Annotated in this window: 21 protein-coding genes; 9 read left to right on the plus strand and 12 right to left on the minus strand. The window is 72.9% G+C overall.

What is annotated here, in order from left to right; genetic code table 11:
- The first annotated feature begins 134 nt into the window (after positions 1-134).
- Positions 135-2,957, plus strand: a complete 2,823-nt coding sequence (locus tag ETU37_RS20610; RefSeq protein ID WP_129989229.1) for a putative bifunctional diguanylate cyclase/phosphodiesterase — start codon at positions 135-137, stop codon at positions 2,955-2,957.
- A gap of 23 nt (positions 2,958-2,980) precedes the next feature.
- Here the strand turns inward: ETU37_RS20610 and ETU37_RS20615 are convergent, their stop codons facing one another.
- Both ETU37_RS20615 and ETU37_RS20620 read right to left on the minus strand, forming a co-directional pair.
- Positions 2,981-3,343: a hypothetical protein gene (locus tag ETU37_RS20615; RefSeq protein ID WP_129989230.1), complete on the minus strand. Its 363-nt coding sequence runs from the start codon at positions 3,341-3,343 to the stop codon at positions 2,981-2,983.
- On the minus strand, positions 3,340-4,533 hold the full coding sequence (locus tag ETU37_RS20620) for an MFS transporter (RefSeq protein WP_206054091.1): 1,194 nt from the start codon (positions 4,531-4,533) through the stop codon (positions 3,340-3,342). Before ETU37_RS20620 ends, ETU37_RS20615 begins: the two co-directional genes overlap by 4 nt.
- A gap of 42 nt (positions 4,534-4,575) precedes the next feature.
- Here ETU37_RS20620 and ETU37_RS20625 point away from each other — a divergent pair, with 42 nt between their 5' ends.
- Positions 4,576-4,797 carry a DUF3099 domain-containing protein gene (locus ETU37_RS20625; RefSeq protein WP_129989231.1) on the plus strand — a complete coding sequence of 74 codons (222 nt, stop codon included), beginning with the start codon at positions 4,576-4,578 and terminating at the stop codon, positions 4,795-4,797.
- A 16-nt stretch (positions 4,798-4,813) separates the two neighbouring features.
- On the opposite strand, the gene nhaA is transcribed toward ETU37_RS20625, so the two are convergent.
- Both nhaA and ETU37_RS20635 read right to left on the minus strand, forming a co-directional pair.
- A complete protein-coding gene (gene nhaA / locus ETU37_RS20630) occupies positions 4,814-6,103 on the minus strand; it encodes a Na+/H+ antiporter NhaA (RefSeq protein WP_129989232.1) in 1,290 nt (429 codons plus the stop codon).
- Between the two features lie 133 nt (positions 6,104-6,236).
- Positions 6,237-6,743, minus strand: coding sequence for a GNAT family N-acetyltransferase (locus tag ETU37_RS20635; protein WP_165372623.1), 507 nt, complete (start codon positions 6,741-6,743; stop codon positions 6,237-6,239).
- Between the two features lie 119 nt (positions 6,744-6,862).
- Here ETU37_RS20635 and ETU37_RS20640 point away from each other — a divergent pair, with 119 nt between their 5' ends.
- The 3 genes from ETU37_RS20640 to ETU37_RS20650 all read left to right on the plus strand — a co-directional run bounded on the left by ETU37_RS20640 (position 6,863) and on the right by ETU37_RS20650 (position 9,592).
- The gene (locus ETU37_RS20640) at positions 6,863-7,807 is read left to right on the plus strand and encodes a pirin family protein (RefSeq protein WP_129989234.1); all 945 of its coding nucleotides are present in this window, start codon (positions 6,863-6,865) and stop codon (positions 7,805-7,807) included.
- 234 nt (positions 7,808-8,041) lie between these two features.
- Positions 8,042-8,548 (plus strand): DUF3145 domain-containing protein, encoded by a 507-nt coding sequence (locus ETU37_RS20645; protein ID WP_240755860.1) that lies wholly within the window; start codon positions 8,042-8,044, stop codon positions 8,546-8,548.
- 123 nt (positions 8,549-8,671) lie between these two features.
- Positions 8,672-9,592: an alpha/beta hydrolase family protein gene (locus ETU37_RS20650; protein WP_129989236.1), complete on the plus strand. Its 921-nt coding sequence runs from the start codon at positions 8,672-8,674 to the stop codon at positions 9,590-9,592.
- Positions 9,593-9,619: 27 nt separating this feature from the next.
- On the opposite strand, the gene ETU37_RS20655 is transcribed toward ETU37_RS20650, so the two are convergent.
- Together ETU37_RS20655 and ETU37_RS20660 are read right to left on the minus strand one after the other, a co-directional pair.
- Positions 9,620-10,519 (minus strand): hypothetical protein, encoded by a 900-nt coding sequence (locus ETU37_RS20655; protein WP_129989237.1) that lies wholly within the window; start codon positions 10,517-10,519, stop codon positions 9,620-9,622.
- A gap of 73 nt (positions 10,520-10,592) precedes the next feature.
- Positions 10,593-11,171 carry a hypothetical protein gene (locus ETU37_RS20660; RefSeq protein ID WP_129989238.1) on the minus strand — a complete coding sequence of 193 codons (579 nt, stop codon included), beginning with the start codon at positions 11,169-11,171 and terminating at the stop codon, positions 10,593-10,595.
- A 98-nt stretch (positions 11,172-11,269) separates the two neighbouring features.
- Between ETU37_RS20660 and ETU37_RS20665 the strand changes: the two genes are divergently transcribed.
- Complete coding sequence (locus ETU37_RS20665; RefSeq protein ID WP_129989239.1) at positions 11,270-12,640, plus strand: tannase/feruloyl esterase family alpha/beta hydrolase; 1,371 nt, start codon at positions 11,270-11,272, stop codon at positions 12,638-12,640.
- A gap of 17 nt (positions 12,641-12,657) precedes the next feature.
- On the opposite strand, the gene ETU37_RS20670 is transcribed toward ETU37_RS20665, so the two are convergent.
- Positions 12,658-12,945 (minus strand): ANTAR domain-containing protein, encoded by a 288-nt coding sequence (locus ETU37_RS20670; protein ID WP_206054092.1) that lies wholly within the window; start codon positions 12,943-12,945, stop codon positions 12,658-12,660.
- A gap of 70 nt (positions 12,946-13,015) precedes the next feature.
- Positions 13,016-13,453 carry an Hsp20/alpha crystallin family protein gene (locus tag ETU37_RS20675; protein WP_476703577.1) on the minus strand — a complete coding sequence of 146 codons (438 nt, stop codon included), beginning with the start codon at positions 13,451-13,453 and terminating at the stop codon, positions 13,016-13,018.
- Between the two features lie 118 nt (positions 13,454-13,571).
- Here ETU37_RS20675 and ETU37_RS20680 point away from each other — a divergent pair, with 118 nt between their 5' ends.
- The 3 genes from ETU37_RS20680 (at position 13,572) to ETU37_RS20690 (ending at position 15,603) form a co-directional block, all read left to right on the plus strand.
- Entirely contained in the window at positions 13,572-13,856 is a 285-nt protein-coding gene (locus ETU37_RS20680; RefSeq protein ID WP_240755861.1) for a MerR family transcriptional regulator, read from the plus strand.
- Positions 13,857-13,887: 31 nt separating this feature from the next.
- Positions 13,888-14,946, plus strand: coding sequence for an alpha/beta hydrolase family protein (locus ETU37_RS20685; protein WP_240755862.1), 1,059 nt, complete (start codon positions 13,888-13,890; stop codon positions 14,944-14,946).
- Between the two features lie 99 nt (positions 14,947-15,045).
- Positions 15,046-15,603: a YceI family protein gene (locus ETU37_RS20690; RefSeq protein WP_129989241.1), complete on the plus strand. Its 558-nt coding sequence runs from the start codon at positions 15,046-15,048 to the stop codon at positions 15,601-15,603.
- Positions 15,604-15,612: 9 nt separating this feature from the next.
- Here ETU37_RS20690 and ETU37_RS20695 read toward each other — a convergent pair whose 3' ends face one another.
- The 4 genes from ETU37_RS20695 to ETU37_RS20710 all read right to left on the minus strand — a co-directional run bounded on the left by ETU37_RS20695 (position 15,613) and on the right by ETU37_RS20710 (position 19,410).
- A complete protein-coding gene (locus ETU37_RS20695) occupies positions 15,613-16,245 on the minus strand; it encodes a GNAT family N-acetyltransferase (protein ID WP_129989242.1) in 633 nt (210 codons plus the stop codon).
- Positions 16,246-16,339: 94 nt separating this feature from the next.
- Positions 16,340-17,767, minus strand: a complete 1,428-nt coding sequence (locus ETU37_RS20700) for an acyl-CoA carboxylase subunit beta (protein ID WP_129989243.1) — start codon at positions 17,765-17,767, stop codon at positions 16,340-16,342.
- A 53-nt stretch (positions 17,768-17,820) separates the two neighbouring features.
- Positions 17,821-19,053 carry a beta-ketoacyl-[acyl-carrier-protein] synthase family protein gene (locus ETU37_RS20705; protein ID WP_129989244.1) on the minus strand — a complete coding sequence of 411 codons (1,233 nt, stop codon included), beginning with the start codon at positions 19,051-19,053 and terminating at the stop codon, positions 17,821-17,823.
- A 111-nt stretch (positions 19,054-19,164) separates the two neighbouring features.
- On the minus strand, positions 19,165-19,410 hold the full coding sequence (locus ETU37_RS20710; protein ID WP_129989245.1) for an acyl carrier protein: 246 nt from the start codon (positions 19,408-19,410) through the stop codon (positions 19,165-19,167).
- Positions 19,411-19,466 lie beyond the last annotated feature (56 nt).

The following is a 19,466-nucleotide window of genomic DNA, read 5'->3' on the forward strand; positions in this document are numbered from 1 at the left end:
GGCGCACGGCGCCCCGATGCGGCAATTCGGACATTTCGCTGCGCGGGGCGGCCGGACTCAGCACACTGGACCCGACGGGATACCGGGGAGTCTCCGGCGTGCACGCGTGCGGCCGGGGTCAGAGGGGGGTGTTCGTGACGTCTCGTACCGACGACGACGCTGCCGGCGCGCCCGTCGCCGCCGACGTCGCGGTCCCCGTGCCCGCCCGGCCGGCCGGGACCGACGAGCCCGCCGTCGCCCCGCGCGCGCGCCCCCGCCTGCTGCCCACGGTGGCCGCTGTCGTCGCGACCGGGCTGTTCGCCGCGTGGCTGGCCGACGACCTCGGCAGTCGGTACCTCCGCCTGCTGGTCTCCGACCTCGTCTTCGTGGCCGCGCCGTCCGTCGCGGCCGTCGCCTGCTGGCGCGCCCACCGGCGCACCGACTCCGGGCACACGGGCTGGCTCTGGCTCTCCGCCGGCATGGCCACCTGGGCCGTCGGCGGCGTCATCTGGGCGGTGTACGAGCTGGTGCTCGGGATCGTCGCGCCGTTCCCGTCCGCCGCCGACGTGGGGTTCATCGGCTACGCCCTCTTCGTCGGGGTCGGCATCGCCCGATTCCCGCGGGCTGCAGGCGGCTTCCTGAGCCGCTGGCGCTCCCTGCTCGACGGCCTGGTCATCGGGGCCTCCATGATGCTGATGAGCCTGATCTGGGTGCTCGCCCCGATCACCGACGATGGGTCGTGGACGGCGAAGCACAGCGTCGCCCTGGCCTACCCGGTCGTCGACGTCATCGTCGCCTCGCTGGCGCTGATGCGCCTGCTGGTGCGGCCGCCCGGGCGACGCCGCACCTGGGCGCTGCTCGGCGCTGCGCTCATCCTGCTGTCCGCGACCGACAGCCTGTACGTCGCCGAGACCTTCGACCGTAACTTCCGGCCGGGCGGCCTCGTCGACCTCGGTTGGCTGGCGACGTTCGCGCTGATCGCCCTGGCCGCGACGCACGCCAAGGACGATCGGCCCGCCCCGGACGAGCAGGCGGAGTCGCTGCCGCCGAGCATGGCGCAGCAGCTCGTGCCCTACGTCGCCATCGGGTTCGCCGCCGCGGCGTACCTCTCCTTCACCGACACCGAACACGGCAGCCACCACTACCTGTGGCTGCTCGTTCCCTACGTCGTGCTCGTCGCCGTGCGCCAGGTCGTCGTGGTCGCCGACCACACTGCCGTCGCCCGCGACCTCGGCCAGGCGGTCGAGCGCCGCACCGCCCAGCTGCGCCACCAGGAGCAGTGGTGGCAGGACCTCGTGCAGAACCTCTCCGACGTCGTGATGGTCGTCGGGCCGGGCGGCTCCGTGGAGTACTGCAGCCCGTCGATCGGCACCGGCCTGGGCTCCTGGCCCGGCCAGGTCGAGCACGTCGCCGACGTGTGGTCGCGGGTGCATCCCGACGACCGGGTCGCGGTACGGCGGTCCATGTCACCGGTCCTCGAGGGCCGGCGGCGGCAGAGCTTCGTCGAGTGCCGGCTATCGCGCGCCAACGGGGTCTGGGGCTGGTTCGAGGTGACCGTCGTGGGTCAGCTCAACGAGCGCGCGCTGGTCGGCGCCGTCGTCACGCTCCACGACGTGAGCGAGCGCCGCCAGCTCACGGACCGGCTGATGCACCAGGCCGACCACGACGCGCTCACCGGTCTGCCCAACCGGCTCTCGCTGATGCGCCGCATCGACGAGCTGCTCGACGAGCGTGAGCCCGGCGAGGGCGTCGCCTCGGCGCTGCTGCTCATCGACCTCGACGACTTCAAGGTCATCAACGACAGCCACGGCCACCCCGCCGGGGACCGGGTCCTCGAGGTGATCGGCCGCCGGCTCGAGGGCGGCGTCCGGGAGTCCGACACGGTCGCGCGGCTCGGCGGTGACGAGTTCGCCGTCGTCACGACCGGTTCGGTGGACGAGGTTCGGGCCACCGCCGACCGGCTGATGCAGCGGATCTCGGAGCCGGTCGCCGTCGGCGGCCGACGGTTCCTGGTGCGCGCCTCGATCGGCGTGGTGTTCGCCGGCGACCGCGAGCACGAGAACGCCGACGCGCTGCTCTCGCACGTCGACATCGCGCTGTACGAGGCGAAGGCGCGCGGCAAGGGCGGTGTCGTCTACATCGAGGGCTCCGAGCGCGAGGCGGCCGCCACCCAGGTGCGGCTGCGCGAGCAGATCGCCCAGCCCGACCTGAGCCAGTTCCGGATCGTCTACCAGCCCGTCGTGGACCTCGCGACCCGCCAGGTGCGCGGCGTCGAGGCGCTGCTGCGGTGGCAGCACCCCGAGCTGGGCAACGTCCCGCCCGACGAGTTCATCCCGATGGCCGAGCACGGCGGCTCGATCCAGCGGCTCGGCTGGTGGGTGCTGGAGTCGGTGTGCCGGCAGGTCGCGGCGTGGTCCCGGCAGGTGCCGCGGCACCGGCTCGCGGTCGGCGTGAACGTGTCGATCCGCCAGCTCGACGAGCCCGACTTCGCCGTGCGGGTGCTCGACCTGATCGACGAGCACGGCCTCGAGCGGGACCAGATCATCCTGGAGATCACCGAGCAGTCGCTCGCCCGGGACTTCGAGAACGCCGTCGAGGTGGTCGCGCAGCTGCGCGCCGGCGGGGTGTCGGTCGCGGTCGACGACTACGGCACCGGCTACTCGTCGCTGCAGTACCTCGACCGGTTCGCCGCCGACGTGGTGAAGATCGACCGCAGCTTCGTGTCGAACCTGGTCGCCAACGAGCACACTCAGAAGATCGTCAGCTCGGTGCTCGACATGGCCCGCGCCCTCGACCTGCAGTCGATCGCCGAGGGCATCGAGACGCCCGAGCAGCTCGACGTGGTGCTCCGGCTCGGCTGCGAGCTCGGCCAGGGCTACCTGTTCTCGCGCCCGGTCGGCGCCGAGGCGATCGGCGAGCTGCTCGGTGCCGGGCCGCTGGCCGAGCCGACGTCGGCCGCGTCGGTCTCCGTCGCCTGACGCCCCGACGGGGACCCGATCGGTCAGGCCTCGCGCAGCCGGTCGGCCAGCGCGTCCTCGTCGTCGCGCAGGTCCCCGGCGCCGTACCCGGTGAGCCGCCAGCGCACCAGCTCACCCTCCGGCGTCACGAGCGAGCCGTGCCCGAGCGCCTCGTTGATCACGTCGCGCACGTGCCCCTCGGCCTCCGGCTCGCAGGCGAACACCACGCGCACGTGCAGCCGGCCGTCCTCGCTCTCGGTCACCGACGTGTGGTGGGCGGCGACCGGGCACGGGGGCTCGTGCTCCCAGGTGCCGCACAGCGCGAGCGTGACCGCTCCGCCCAGGGCAGCGGTGTCCGCGCCGCGGTCGAGACGCACCTCGGCGACCTGAACGTGGACCTGCTTCATCTCGCTCCCTGCTCGCGGACCGCCGCGCCGAACCGCCGCATCGCGAGCGCCCCGAGGACCGGCCCGGGCGCGAGCAGCACGAACGCATACTGCCAGCCCGTGACCGCGGCGAGGAGGGGCACCAGCTGGATCGTGACCACGGTGAGCGAGAACCCGACCGCCGTCTGCACGGTGAGGGCGGTGCCGACGAAGCGCTGGTCGGCGGTCTCGCTGAGCGCGGTGGAGAACACCCCCGAGTCGGCGATCACCGCGGCGCCCCAGACGCAGAGGAACGTCAGCAGCACCGGCCAGGGCGCGACGAAGGCCAGGGGCGAGGCGAGGCAGCAGGCACCGCTGACCGCGAGCGCCCACCCCGCGGCCGGGCCGCGGCCGTAGCGGTCGGCCGCGCGCCCGCCGACCACCGCGCCCACGACCCCGGCGAGACCGATCGCGACGAAGGTGGTCAGGCTGACCGCGGTGGCGGAGCGCTGCGCGTGGGCCGCGGCGAGGAAGAGGGGCAGCCAGGTCCACCAGGCGTACAGCTCCCACATGTGCCCGAAGTAGCCCAGGTTCGCCAGCCGCGGCGCGCGTTCCCCGAACACCGCGAAGGCGTAGCGCGCCTCCGGCCGCGGGCTCGGCGCGAGCAGTGGCCCGGGCCGGACCCACGCCAGCGCGACGGCGGCGGCGCCGACCGTGACCAGCGCCGCCGTGACCATGACCGACCGCCACGGCAGGTCGCCGAGGCCGCGGATCAGGTGGGGGAGCGCGGAGCCGAGCGTGAGGCCGCCGATCAGCCAGCCGAAGGCGCGGCCGCGGTCGACCGGCGCGGCCCACGACGCCATCAGCTTCATGCCCACCGGGTAGACCCCGGCGAGGAACGCGCCCGTCAGCGTCCGCAGCGGTACGGCGGTCGCGAGGCCGTCGGCGAACGCCGCCAGCGCGGCCGTCGTCGCCGCGGCCCCCAGCGCGCACGCGGCGAGCAGCCGGTGCGGCGGGAACCGGTCGGGGAGGTTGAGCAGGCTGGACGTCAGCGCGCCGGCGGCGAAGCCGAGCTGCACCGAGGCGGTCAGCCACACCAGGGCCGACGCGGACAGGTGCCACTCGCTGCGCAACGTCGGCGCGATCGCCGTCGCGGAGAACCACACGGCCAGCCCGAGCACCTGCACGAGCACGACGAGCGCCTTCTGGGTCGGTGCCGACAGGGTGCTCATCGGGGCCGAGTATCGCAGCGCGCCGCGGCGTACCGTCGAGAGATGGCCCGCCTCGACCGCAAGAAGGCGTACTTCTGGCTGATGGGCACCTGCATCGTGCTGATCCTGCTGGCCTGGAACGTCGTGCGGCTGTGGTCGGTCACGGCCGCCGTCGTGATGAGCGTGGTGGCAGCGGTCATCCCGCCGGTCGCGGTCGTCGTCGGCAACTACGGCGCGCTGCGGGACTCCGAGCCGCCCACGGGACAACCCGACCCCGACCGCTGAGCGGCCAGGGACCGCCTCAGGTGTCGTCGCCGCGCTGGTAGACGTCCGGGATGCTGTCCTGGTCGAGGTCCTCGGTCTCCTCGGCCTCGATCCGCCGGTAGACCCGGTTGCGGGCGCGCAGCACGACCGCCGCCAGCACCGCGGAGGTCAGCGAGCCCGCGAGCACGCCGACCTTGACGTGCTCGTCGCGGACGCTGTTCGGCCCGAACGCCAGCTCCCCGACGAGCAGCGCCACGGTGAACCCGATGCCCCCGAGCAGCGCGAGGCCCGCGACGTCCACCCAGGCGAGGTCGCCGTCCAGGTCCGCCCGCGTGAAACGGGCGACGAGGTACGTCGTGCCGAGGACGCCGACGAACTTGCCGACGACCAGGCCCAGCGCGATGCCGGCCGCGACCGGGTCGCCCAGCGCGCCGCTCAGCCCGGCCAGGCCGCCGACCGCGACGCCCGAGGCGAAGAACGCGAAGAGCGGGACGGCCACGCCGGCGGACAGCGGCCGGATCCGGTGCTCGAACCGCTCGGCCATGCCCGGCCCGTCGCGCTTGGTGAGCACCGGCACCGTGAAGCCGAGGAGCACGCCGGCCACGGTCGCGTGCACCCCCGACTCGTGCATGAGCACCCACGCGACGACGGCGAGCGGCACCAGCAGCCACGGTGTCGTCACCCGGCGCTGCACGAGGACGCCGAACAGCAGGATCGGGACGAGCGCCGCGGCCAGCGCCCACAGGTGCAGCTCGCGGGTGTAGAAGATCGCGATGATCGTGACGGCGAGGAGGTCGTCGACGACGGCCAGCGTGAGCAGGAACGTGCGCAGCCCGGTCGGCAGGTGCGTGCTGATGACCGCCAGCACCGCGAGGGCGAACGCGATGTCGGTCGCGGTGGGGATCGCCCACCCGACCAGCTCGCCGTCGGCGGACGTCGCGTTCACGGCCACGTAGATCACCGCCGGCGCGACCATGCCGCCGACCGCGGCGAGGATCGGCAGCGCGGCCCGGCGGGGGTCGCGCAGGTCGCCTGCGACGAACTCGCGCTTGAGCTCGAGCCCCACCACGAAGAAGAAGATCGCGAGCAGCCCGTCCGCGGCCCAGGTGCCCAGACTCAGGTGGAGGTTCAGCGCGGACGGCCCGACCTCGAGGTCGCGCAGCGCGTCGTAGGACGCGCCCCACGGGCTGTTGGCCCACACCAGCGCCACCAGCGTGCCGGCCAGCAGCAGCGCGCCACCCACGGTCTCCTGACGGAGCAGGTGCGCGATCCGGGAGTCCTCGGCCCACGATCCGCGGCGGAAGAGGCGGGTGCGGGGCTGGCTCATGGGCGGTGCTCCTGGCTTCGGGGTCGCGGCATTCCTGCCGACCAGACTTCCCGGCGCACCGTTCGTCACGCTACCGGTCCGCCGCTCCGCCCGCCCGGCCGGTCCAGGTCCCGGCCGGCCCAGGCCCCGTCGGTCAGGCCGGCCGCGGCAGACCCGGGTGCTCGCGCCGCGCGTGCGCCGACAGCGGCATCACGACGGTGAGGACCCCGTCGGTGACGTGCTCGTCGAAGGCCAGCCCGGCCCGCTCGATCGTGCGGAGCACGGTGTCGTTGTCGGGCTGGGTCAGGCACAGCAGCGAGCGGTAGCCGCGCCGGCCCGCGTCGGCCGCCACCTCCCGGAGCAGCCGGGTGCCGATGCCGCGGCCCTGCTGGGCGTCCTCGACGACGACTCCGATCTCGACCTCGTGGGGCGAGACCGGGCCGACGCTGGCGAGGGCGACCACCACGCCGTTCTGCTCGGCCACCACGCTCCACCCGCGCGCGGGGGCGAGGAGCTGCGTCGCGAGCCGCTCGGGGACCCGGGTCACCGGCGCGTGGAAGCGACGGGTGAGCGCGTCGGCGGAGCAGCGCTCGTGCAGCGCGACCGTCGCGCGGACGTCGTCGAGGGTGCCGTAGCGGGTGCGGACGAGGGACGTCGTCACGGTTCCGGTCTTCCTTCCCAGGGGGTACGACGTCCATCCTGTGCGGCTCAGGTTTCACACCGGCCACATGCATGTTTCGCCTGTGCGAAGCGTTGGTGCGCGATGCAAGACTGGCGCGCATGGCAGCTCTCGACGCGGTCCACGAGCCCCTGCTCCCGCGCGACGTCCTGCTCGGCCGCACCACCCACGTCCGGCGCGTGCTGCCCAACAAGACCCGGCGGATGGTCGGTGCCTGGTGCTTCCTCGACCACTACGGCCCTGACGACGTCAAGACGACCGGCGGCATGTGGGTGCCGCCGCACCCGCACACCGGGCTGCAGACCGTCACCTGGCTGTTCGAGGGGCTGGGCAGGCACACCGACAGCCTCGGCTCCCACCAGCTGATCCGCCCCGGGCAGCTCAACGTGATGACCGCGGGACACGGGATCTGCCACGCGGAGGTCTCGCCCGACGACGCCCCGCGGCTGCTGCACGGCGTCCAGCTGTGGGTCTGCCTGCCCGACGCGGTCCGCGACAGCACGCCACCCGACTTCACCCACCTCGCCGACCTCCCGACGTACACCGAGGGCGGGGTGACGCTCAAGGTCCTCGTAGGCGAGCTGGCGGGGGAGGTGTCGCCGGCCCCGGCGTTCACGCCGCTCGTCGGTGCCGAGATCCGGCTGCGCCCCGGCGCGAGCGCGACGCTGCCGCTGGAGCCGGAGTTCGAGCACGCCGTGCTGACCGTTGCCGGCGACCTGCGGGTCGAGGGCCGGTCGGTGCCGGCCCACGAGATGGCCTACCTCGGGACGGGTCGGCACGGCCTCCTGCTCGAGGCGCCGGACTCGGGCGACGACGTCGTGCTGATGCTGCTCGGCGGCGCGCCGTTCGAGGAGGAGATCGTGATGTGGTGGAACCTCATCGGCCGCAGCCACGACGAGGTGGTCGAGCAGCGCGAGGCATGGAACGGTCCGGGCGTGTCGTGGACCCCTCCGAGGTACGGCGAGGTGGCAGGCTTCGACGGTGACCGCCTGCTCGCGCCGCCGATGCCGAACGTGCGCCTGCGCACGCGGGGCCGCACGGCCTGACCGGGCTCACCGGGCGAGCTGCGTCGTGCGGGGCCTTCCACCGTCCCCGCCGCGGGGCCGACACGCCGGGCGACACGCCGTGACGGATGAGATTTCGGGTGTTGTTGTGGCGAATGGGTTGCCCCGTAGGTCACAATGGCCTCACAACCACACATCTGTGACTCCCAGGACTTCCTGGATCCGCGAGACCGCTGGGGAAGGCGTATCTCGACGCCGGATCAACAGGAGGCCAAGGTGACCACACGCACGTCGACTCGGGGCGTTCTCTACGTCCACTCCGCGCCGTCCGCGCTGTGCCCGCACATCGAGTGGGCCGTGGGCGGTGTCCTCGGCTCTGCCGTCAACCTCGAGTGGACTCCGCAGTCCGCCCAGGCCGGCACCTACCGCGCCGAGTTCTCCTGGGCCGGTGAGGCCGGCACCGCCGCCTCCGTCGCGTCCGCGCTGCGCGGCTGGAACCACCTCCGCTTCGAGATCACCGAGGAGCCGACCGCCGGCACCGAGGGGTCGCGCTACTCCTACACCCCGGACCTCGGCATCTATCACGCCGTGACCGGCCTGCACGGCGACATCATGATCCCCGAGGACCGGCTCAAGGCCGCGGTCGTCAAGGCCGCCCTCGGCGACACCACGCTGCTGCTCGAGATCGACAAGCTCCTCGGCAAGCCGTGGGACGACGAGCTCGAGACCTTCCGGCACGCCGGCGACGGCGCCCCGGTGCGCTGGCTGCACCAGGTCGTCTGACCCAGCCCCACCGATCAGCCCCCACCCCAGGAGCCCCCACCTGGGAGCAACGCCCGGACCCGCCCCCCAACGGGTTCGGGCGTTTGCCTGCGCGGGGGTGGTCGCCCCGCCGATGATCTGCGCGTGACTTCTCGGATCACGCGGCTGGTGCCGGTCCTGCTGCTCGCCGCCCTCGTCCTCGGCGCCTGCGCGTCCCAGCCGCCGGTCCGCAGCGCCACCCCGGCCGGCGCGCGGGTCGCCCCGGTCCTGCTCGGTGCGCACAACGACACCAGCACGCCCTTCAACCTCGTCTCGGTGCCCGCCCTCACCCGGCACCGGTACGACGGCCGCGCGCTGCGGCTCGACCGGGTGCTCACCCGGACGCTCGCGTTCACGCGGTACGCCGTGAGCTACCGCAGCGGCGGGATGATCGAGCGCGAGCGCGTGACGCTGGCCGAGAACGGCTTCGTCGCCTTCCAGATCGACTACCGCAACCACGGCGGCTCGACTCGCGAGTCGGGCGACGTGGTGGCCCGGCCGCTCGGCTACCCCGAGGACCTGGTCAACGCCGTGCGCGCCGTCCGCCGGGCCCGGCTGCCCTTCGTCGACGCGACGCGCGTCGGGCTCCTCGGCCGCTCGATGGGCGGGGGCGTCGTGCTCAACGCGCTCGCTGCCCGCCCACGACTGGCGCAGGCGGCGGTGCTGTACTCCCCGGTGAGCTCGTCGGCCGTCGACACCTACCGGCGCTGGGTGCGCCCCGACCCGGTGCTGCGGGCCCGGGTCACCGAGGTCTACGGCTCCTCGGCGACCCGCCCGGGCTTCTGGGCGACGGCGAGCGCGCGCACCTATCTCGACCGGCTCGACCTGCCGGTCCAGATCCACCACGGCACCGCCGACGACGTCTGTCCCGTCCGCTGGAGCCGCGCCACCGCGGCCGCGCTCCGCGCCGGAGGCAACCGCGACGTCACGCTGTACGAGTACGCGGGGGAGGACCACCGGTTCGGACCCGCGTGGGGTCGCTTCATGAACCGCGCCGTGATCTTCCTCCGGGCCGAGCTGGCCTGAGCGACCGGCTCAGCCGGGGCGACCGGGTCAGCGGCGGCTGGTGACGACGGCCTGCGACTCGGCCACCCAGACACCGGCGTCCATGGTCTGCCCACGGAACTCGGGCGGGGCGCCCGGGATGTTGATCGGGTTGCCGTTGAGCTCGAACGCCAGCGACCAGACAGGGGTGCCGCTGGCTGCGTAGGCGTCGTGCCCGTCGACGCTCGCCCGGCCCCGCGTCGCCGACGACCGCTCGTAGGCGTGGCTGCAGGTGTCGGACTGCGCCGTCGTCCAGGGGCACTGCACGGCGCCCGAGCCGTCGCCGGGGTCGACCTCGATGTAGTCCGGGGTCGCGATCGCGACGAGCCCGAACGCCGAGGAGCCGGTGAGGTCGTCACCGGACAGACCGTCGGCCCAGAACCAGGTCGGCAGCGAAACGAGGCTGCGCGTGGTGGGGTTCACCGACAGCTCGCCGACCGGCGGGGCCAGCTGCCCGATGGCGGTCCACGCCTGGTCGATGAGTGGCGGCGTCGGCGGGTTGGCCGGGTCGATCCAGATGGCATCGAAGCTCTCGGCCAGGTTGGCGCCGATGCAGACCCGCACCTTCCACTCGGCGTCCGGCGTCGGCGGCGGCGACTTCGGGGGCGCGAACGGCACCACGGAATCGCGCCAGTAGCAGGAGTTGGGGCCCACGCAGAACGTGCCTGGCGGCTTGAGGTCGCAGGACGGTCCGTTGCTGCCACCGCCGCCCTCGTCGCCCGGACCACCGGGCTCGCCAGGCTCGTCGCCGTTGCAGACGTAGGTGATCTGGCCGGTCACCGGGTCGAGCACCAGGCAGTCGTCCGCCTGCGCGGGTCCGGTGGGTGCGAACGCCACCCAGAACAGCGCACACGTGAGCGCCGTCAGCGCGTGCAGCGGCAGCCAGCGGCGTCGGCCGGTGGTGGTCATGCGTCCCCCTCGTTCGTCCCCGCCGCTCGCGGGCGGCGCCTCCATGATTCCCAACGATCTGCGGCGCGTAACGTCACGCCGCCTTGCAGCCACCGCCGCCGCCGCGCTTGAGGACCTCCCAGCCCGTCGGGCTGTCGGGCGACGTCGCCAGCGTGAACTCGATCCGGGTCGGCGGCGAGGTGCCGACCTTCTCCTCGGGCTTGGCGAAGGTCATGTACATCTCCATCTCGGAGTTGTCGAAGCACGTGACCGCGGTGGCCCGGTCGCCGTCGACCGTCACGTCGACGGGCGTGTACACGATCCGACCGCGCAGCTGGACGCCGTTGGACTGCTGGATCGCGACCTGCTGACCGTAGGCGCGGGTGTACTTCCCGCCGGTCAGCGTGCGCAGCGCCCTCATGTCCAGCCGTGTCTTCGCAGGGTCTGCGAGCGCCTGGGCGTACCAGTCGTTGAGCGCCTCGACCGTGTCGAACACCGCCTGCTGGTCGGCGTCGAGCCCCGAGGCGCTGTCGTCGCCGAGCTGCGGTGCGTCCGCGGACGACGCGGACTCCTCCGGCCCGCTGGCCGGGTCGCCGGAGCAACCGGCGAGCACGACGAGGCTCGCGGCCGCGATCGTGCAGCGCAGAGCCCGAGAGGGCGAGGTTCCGAGCAACGTGCCTCCTCCGTCGACGCAGCAGCATAGGGGAACTGCCGAGGATGTGTGCTGCGGCCACATAGGCCGGTCAGGTGAGCACCGACACGATGAGCCGCATGCGCTCGTCTCGGACCTCCCGCCGGCTTCTCGCCGCCGCCCTCCCGCTGCTCCTCGTCGTGCCCACCGGCGCCGCCGCGTGGCCGGCCGCCGCCGACCCGGCGTGCACCGCGCCCGCCGTACACGGGGCGGAGCGGCAGGTGACGGCCTGCCTCGACGACCTGACCACCGCCGGCACGGTCGCGAGCGGCCACACCAACCCCGACGACTGGGCCGGCCTGCACGCGGCGGGGACGACCAACCCGTCGGGCGTGCCGGGCGTGCAGGTCGACGGCTACTTCCCGGACGACTCGACGACCAACACCAACCACGGCTGGAACCACGACAGCCAGTTCGTGGTGAGACTGCCCGACGACTGGAACGGCAAGCTCGTCGTGTCCGGTGCCCCGGGCACCCGCCGGCAGTACGCCAACGACTTCATCATCGGTGACTGGGTGCTCGCGCAGGGCTACGCGTTCGCGTCCACCGACAAGGGCAACACCGGCGCGGCGTTCTACCGGGACGGGTCGGCGCCGGGCGGCTCGATCCGCGAGTGGCACCACCGGGTGACGCAGCTGACGAAGGCGACGAAGAAGGCCGTCGCCGAGCACTACGGCGAGCGCCCGCGGCGCACCTACATGTTCGGGATCAGCAACGGCGGCTACCTCACCCGATGGCAGCTCGAGAACCGGCCGGGCCTGTACGACGGTGGCCTGGACTGGGAGGGGACGCTGCTGCGCGCCGACGGCCCGAACCTGCTGACCTACCTGCCGGCCGCGCTGAAGCACTATCCGGCCTACGCCGCCACGGGGGACCAGGCGGCGCACGACGCCATGATCGCGGCGGGCTTCGCACCGGGCTCGGAGTTCCTCTGGCCGTTCCACTACTCCTACTACTGGGACCTGACCCAGCGGATCTACCGCGAGGAGCTCGACCCGGAGTGGGACGGCGCGCTCGACGCCGGCGTGCCCTTCTGCCCGAGCGGCAGCACGCCGTCGTGCGACGCGGACTACGACTACTCCTCCCGGCCCACGGCGGTGAAGGACGCCGTCCGCTCCGTGCAGCTCACCGGCCGGATCGGCAAGCCGCTGCTCACGGTGCACGGCACGCTCGACACGCTGCTGCCGCCCGCGACGTCATCGGATGCGTACGACGCCCTCGTGGACCGCGCCGGCCGCGGTGCCCGGCACCGCTACTACGTCGTCGAGGACGGCACCCACGTGGACGGCTTGTACCCGACGTACCCCGACCGGCTGCGGCCGCTGCTGCCGTGCGCGCGGACGGCGTTCACCGCGCTCACCCGCTGGGTGGAGCGAGGCACGCGGCCGCCCGCCGACGGCTACTACGCGCGTCCCGAGAGCGGCGACCTCCTGAACACCTGCGACCTCTGAGGCAGACGCGACCCGCCTCAGGCGGACTCGCCGTCGTCGAGCGCGGGGTGGAAGTCGTCCATGCGGCAACCGACCGCGTGCCAGTCGCCGACGACGCGGTCGGCCAGCCGCCACAGCTTGACGTTGCCGTCCTGGGAGCTGCGGCGGAGGTACTCGAAGGCCTGCTCGGTGGTGAGGTCGTAGCGGGCCATCAGCAGCCCCTGGGCCAGGCCGATGGTGTGCCGGGTCTCCAGGGCGCTGTGCAGGTCGTCGACCTTCCGCCGGACGTCGTCCAGCTCACGACGACTCTCCTCGTGCCGGCTCACGGCCCTCCTCCTCTCGCTCGGGCACGGGCGGGGCCGGGACCCGCATGGAGCGGGTCCCGGCACCGGACCCTCAGGACGACAGCGCCCGCTCGTCGCGGTTGCTGCGGGTCACCTCGATCTTGCGCGGCTTGGCGCGTTCGGCGACCGGCACGGTCAGCCGCAGCACGCCGTCCTCGTAGTGCGCCTCCAACCGGTCGAGGTCGATGTTGTCGCCGAGGACCAGCTGCCGGCTGAAGAGCCCGGTGGGTCGCTCGGCCGCCAACGGCTCCCAGTCGCCGTTGCGGGCGGGCCGCTCGGCGCGGATGGTCAGCACGTTCCGCTCGACGTCGATGTCGAGGGTGTCGGCCGCGATCCCGGGCAGGTCGAACTCGAGCCGGAAGACATCGCCCTCGCGCCACGCGTCCATCGGCATGACGGCCGGGCGGGACGTCGTGCCGGTGCCGAGCAGCTGCTGGGCCAGGCGGTCGAACTCGCGGAACGGGTCGGTGCGCATCAGCATCGTGGACATGGGGTCGGTCTCCTCTCGACTCGAAGGCTGGCCACATCTATGGTGGTGGCTATAGGTTTTATATAGCGCTGGTACCCTCTTCGCGCAAGACCGAAACAGGCCGGACCGGAGGTGAGTCGTGCAGCCGCTCCACACGAGGGCCGTCTACGCCATCTCCGTGGCCGCCGAGCTCACCGGCGCCGGGATGCAGAACCTGCGGGCCTACGAAGCGCACGGGCTGGTGACGCCCACCCGCACCCATGGCGGCACGCGCCGCTACAGCGAGGCTGACCTCGACCGGGTCCGCCGGATCCTCGAGCTGCTCGACGACGGGCTGAACCTCGCCGGCATCGCGCTCGTGCTCGACCTGCAGGACGACAACGCCCGCCTGCGCGCCGAGCTGGACACCCTTCCGGACCGCTGAGCGGTTTCCCCGCTCCCGGCAGACTGGTGGCGTGCACCGCCGTACCGGCGTCCTCGCCGGCGCCGGAGGCCTCGCCCTCGCGCTGGCCCTGACCGCCTGCACGTCCCCCGACCGGCCCGCCGCGGAGCGTGAGGGGCCCCGCGCCCCCGCGACCTCGTCGGCCGCGCCCGAACCCGTGCAGCCTGGGGAGCCGGAGGTCGCTGCGTCCCCGAGACCGCGGCCGGTCTCGCTGCCGGCGCTGTTCGACCGGCAGTACGACGGCGGCGCCCTGCGCACCGGCGCCGTGCTCGCGGAGACCGAGGCCTACACGCGCTACTTCGTCAGCTACCGCAGCGACGGCCGGCGGATCTCCGGCATCCTCAACGTCCCGCGCGGCCGCGGACCCCACCCGGCGCTGGTGCTGGCCCACGGCTACATCGACCCCGCGCTCTACGTGAACGGCCAGGGCCTGATGCGCGAGCAGGACTGGCTCGCCCGGGCCGGGTACGTCGTGCTGCACACCGACTACCGCAACCACGCGCAGAGCGGGAAGGACCCCAGCGCCGAGCGGCGGATGCGCCTCGGCTACACCGTCGACACGATCAACGCCGTGCACGCGCTGCGGCGGACGAAGCAGGTCCGTGTCGACGACGACCGGATCGGCCTGCTCGGACGCTCGATGGGCGGGGGAGTCGTCTACAACGTGATCGCCGCGCAGCCCGGCCTGGTCGACGCCGCGGTCGTCTTCGCGCCGGTCAGCTCGCGGACGATCGACAACTTCGACCGTTGGATCCGCGACGACCCCGGGCGCAGCGCGCTGTCGGACTTCGTCCTCCGGCGGTACGGCGACCTGCGGGAGGCGCCGCGGTTCTGGCGCGAGGTGAGCCCTCGTACGTACTTCGACCGGGTCACCGAGCCCGTCCTGATCCACCACGGCACCGCCGACGAGAGCTGCCCGATCCGCTGGAGCCGCGCCACCACGCGCGCGATGCGGGCGGCCGGGGTCGACGTGCGGATGCACACCTACCCGGGGGAGCCGCACGCGTTCGTCGCGGACTGGCCGCTGTCGATGCGAAGGACCACGGCGTTCCTCCGCGCGCACCTGGCCTGAGACGGCCGGTCACAACGTGAGACGGGCCGCGGACGGGGGATTGCCGCGGCCGCGGCCGGGTATCGATGAAGCGTCAACCAATGCCAGTGAGGAGAGCACATGACGACCCAACAGCTCGGATCCCTGACCGGTGAGTACGTCGTCGACGGGACGCACTCCCGACTCGGCTTCGTGGCTCGGCACGCGATGATCACCAAGGTGCGCGGCCAGTTCAACGAGTTCGAGGGACGGGCCCACATCGACTTCGAGGACCCGGCCAGGTCCACGGTCGAGGCGACCATCACGGTGCAGAGCATCGACACGCACAACGAGCAGCGCGACGGGCACCTGCGGTCCAACGACTTCTTCGACGCGCCGAACCACCCCCAGATCACGTTCCGCTCGACCGGGGTGACCCGGCAGTCGGACGAGACCTACGAGGTCGAGGGCGACCTGACGATCAAGGGCACCACCAAGCAGGTGTCCATCCCGTTCGAGTTCACCGGCACGGCCAAGGACCCGTTCGGCAACACCCGGGTCGGGTTCGAGGGCAGCCTGACGGTGAACCGCAAGGACTGGGGCATCGAGTGGAACGCCCCGCTCGAGACCGGCGGCGTGCTCGTCTCGGAGAAGGTGACGCTCGAGCTCGAGATCTCCGCGATCAAGACGGAAGGCTGAGGCTCCGGCTCAGTCCTTCGCCGACCGGGGCGGCGCCGCGTAGAAGTGCACGTGGTGCCGCTCGGTCGCCGACCCCCACGGGTCCACCGCCAGGAGCCGCCAGCCCCGCTTCTCCAGGAACGCCATCCCGTCGACGCTGGTGCTCACCACGTCGGTGACCGGCACGAGGCCGCGTCGACGTACGTCGTCGACCGCCACGTCGAGCAGGTCGGTCGCGATCCCGCGCCGCCGCACCTTCTGACGCACGAACAGCCGGCTGATCCGGGCCAGCTCGGTCGTCTCCTGGCCGGTGATCTCCTGCCAGCGCACCCGGGAGATGCCGTTGCGCGGCACCGTCGCGACCGCGACGTGGCCGAGGACCTCGCCCTGCACCTCGCACACCCAGGCGTCGAGGACGTCCGGCCCCGCCAGCCACGAGCGCGGCGCGTCCGGCCAGCGCGCGGGGTACTGGTGCTCGTTGGCCACCACCCGCAGCAGGCGGGCGCAGGCGGGCAGGTCACGCGCCGTGCGTGGCCGGATGCCCTCCGGCAGCCCGGCACCCTCGGCGTGGGCCTCGGCGGGAGCCTGGTCGCGACGCTGCGTCGGCACGTGCGTGCCCACCGTGCCTCGGCCGGCCACCCAGCTCGCGAGCGTGCGCCTCATCGGCTCTCCCTCCCCGTAAGCGTGACTCTAAGCCTCGGACGAGTCCGCAGGGAGGGGTTTTACCAACGAGTAACCAGAAGCGCGACGAGGCGTGCTACAGCGGGATGTTGCCGTGCACGCCGCGCTGCACGATCCCGGCGTCGGCGATGGCCTTCGCCAGGGCGGTGCGGGTGACGGTCGGGTCGACCACCTCGTCGACCACGCCGATCTCCACGGCCTTGTCGACGCCGCCCGCGATCCGCTCGTGCTCGGCCGCCAGCTCGGCCTCGACCTGGGGCCGGATGTCCGGCGCCACCTCGAGGAGCTTGCGCCGGTGCAGGATCCGGATCGCCGCCACGGCGCCCATCACGGCCACCTCCGCGCCCGGCCAGGCGAACACCTTCGTGGCGCCGAGCGACCGGGAGTTCATCGCGATGTAGGCGCCGCCGTACGTCTTGCGGGTCACCAGTGTCACCCGCGGCACGACCGCCTCGCCGAAGGCGTGCAGGAGCTTCGCGCCGCGCCGGACCACGCCGTCCCACTCCTGCCCGACACCGGGCAGGTAGCCGGGCACGTCGACCACGACGATCAGCGGCACACCGAACGCGTCGCACATCCGCACGAAGCGGGACGCCTTCTCGGCCGAGAGCGAGTCGAGGCAGCCGCCGAGCCGGAGCGGGTTGTTGGCGATGACGCCGACCGTGCGGCCGCCGAACCGGCCCAGCGCGGTGACGATGTTGGGCGCCCAGCGGGCGTGCACCTCCTGGGCGGTGCCCTCGTCGAGGATCGCCTCGACGAGCGGGTGCACGTCGTACGCCCGCTTCTTCGACTCCGGCAGCATCTGCGACAGGTCGACGTCCTCGACGTGCTTGACGTCGAGGGTGCCCTGGGCGCCCAGGAGCGAGGCGACGCCGCGGGCGCGCTCGAGCGCCTCGGCCTCCGACTCGGTGAGGATGTGCACCACGCCGGACCGGCGGCCGTGCGGCTCCGGCCCGCCGAGGCGCAGCATGTCGACGTCCTCGCCGGTCACCGAGCGGACCACGTCGGGACCGGTCACGAAGATCCGGCCCTCGGGCCCGAGGATGACGATGTCGGTCAGCGCCGGCCCGTACGCCGCACCACCCGCGGCCGGCCCCAGCACGACCGAGATCTGCGGCACCTTGCCGGACGCCTGTGTCATCGCGTGGAAGATCTCACCGACGGCGTGCAGCGACAGCACGCCCTCCGCGAGCCGGGCGCCACCGGAGTGCCAGAGGCCCACGATCGGCGCCCGGTCGGCCAGCGCGCGCTCGTAGGCGTGCACGACCGCCTTGCAGCCGACCTCGCCCATCGCGCCGCCCATGACCGTCGCGTCCGAGCAGAACGCGACCACGTGGGTGCCGGCCACCTTGCCGACCGCCGCGAGCATGCCGCTGCCGTCGTCCTCGGTGATCAGCTCCAGCGTGCCCTCGTCGAAGAACGCGGCGAGCCGGTGGTTCGGGTTGCGCGGGTCCTCCCCGCGGGGGAGCTTGGCGGGCTTGGCAGCGGCGGGCGCCTGCGTCATGCGGTGGCCTCTCGGTGTGGGTCTCGCGGACGGTCGGGGTCGAGCAGCGTCGGTCAGACGGTCGCGAAGGCGACGGCGACGTTGGAGCCGCCGAAGCCGAAGGAGTTGTTCATCGCCGCGAAGTCGCCGGCCGGCAGGTCGCGCGGCTTGGTGGCGATGTCGAGGTCGACGGCGGGGTCCTGCCGGTCGAGGTTGATCGTCGGCGGGACCACCCGGTGGTGGACCGCGAGCACGGTGGCCAGCGACTCCAGCGCCCCGGCGCCACCGAGCAGGTGACCGGTCATGGACTTCGTCGAGGTGACGACGACCCCGGACGCGGCCTTGCCGAGCGTCGCGTGGATCATCAGGCCCTCGGCGACGTCGCCCTGCGGGGTCGAGGTCGCGTGGGCGTTGATGTGCTTGATGTCCGAGGCGGACAGGTCGCCCTCGATCAGCGCGCGCGCCATCGCCCGGGCGCCGCCACGACCCTCGGGGTCGGGCTGCGCGATGTCGTGGGAGTCGTCGGTGAGGCCGGCGCCCCGCACCTCGGCGTAGATCTTCGCGCCGCGAGCCTTGGCGTGCTCCTCGGACTCGATGATGAGCACGGCCGCGCCCTCACCGAGCACGAAGCCGTCGCGGTCGACGTCCCACGGACGCGAGACCGCGGCCGGGTCGCCCTCCTTCTTCGACAGCGCCATCATCTGGCCGAACGCCGCCATCGGCAGCGGGTGGATCGCGGCCTCGGTGCCGCCGACGACCACGACGTCGGCGCGGCCGAGCCGGATCTGGTCGACGCCGAGCGCGACGCCCTCGTTGCCGGAGGCGCAGGCCGAGACCGGGCTCTGCACCGGGCCCTTGGCGTTGACGAGGAGGCCGACGTTGGCGGCCGGGGCGTTCGGCATCAGCATGGGTACGGCGAGCGGGGAGACGCGGCGGTAGCCCTTCTCCTTGAGCGCGTCGTAGTTGCTGAGGAGCGTCTGCACGCCACCGATGCCCGAGGGCAGCGCGACGCCGAGGCGCTCGGGGTCGGGCGGAGCCTGGTCGAGGCCCGCGTCCTTCCAGGCCTCCATGGCCGCGACCATGGCGAACTGGGTGGACCGGTCGAGGCGGCGGGCCTTGACGCGCTCGAGCACCTCGGTGGGCTCGACCGCGGCGACACCGGCGATCTTGACCGGGATGGTCTCGGCCCAGTCGTAGGGCATCAGCTTGACGCCGGACTCACCGGCGAGCATGGCGGCCCAGGTGGACGCCACGTCACCGCCGAGCGGCGAGGTGGTGCCGAGGCCGGTCACGACGACGCGCTTCATGGATTGTGCTCCTCAGGATGTGGTGGGGGAGGGCCGGCGTCATACCGACATCGGTAGTCCTTGCGTGACCCCTGGGTCACCCTCCGACTACCGACATCGGTATGTCGGAGGTCAGCCCTGGGCGCGCTCGATGAACGCGACCGCGTCGCCGACGGTCTTGAGGTTCTTGACCTCGTCGTCGGGGATCTTCACGTCGAACTTCTCCTCGGCCGCGACGACGACCTCGACCATCGACAGCGAGTCGACGTCCAGGTCGTCGACGAACGACTTGTCGAGCTGCACCTGGGCGGCGTCGACTCCGGCGACCTCCTCGACGATCTCGGCAAGGTCGGCGCGGATTTCCTCGGTGGTGGCCATCGGGTGGCTCTCCTTCTCGGTGGGTGGTTGCGGTGTGTTGCGGTGGTGCGGTGGGC

The organism is Nocardioides iriomotensis (assembly GCF_004168035.1).
GTDB lineage: Bacteria > Actinomycetota > Actinomycetes > Propionibacteriales > Nocardioidaceae > Nocardioides_B > Nocardioides_B iriomotensis.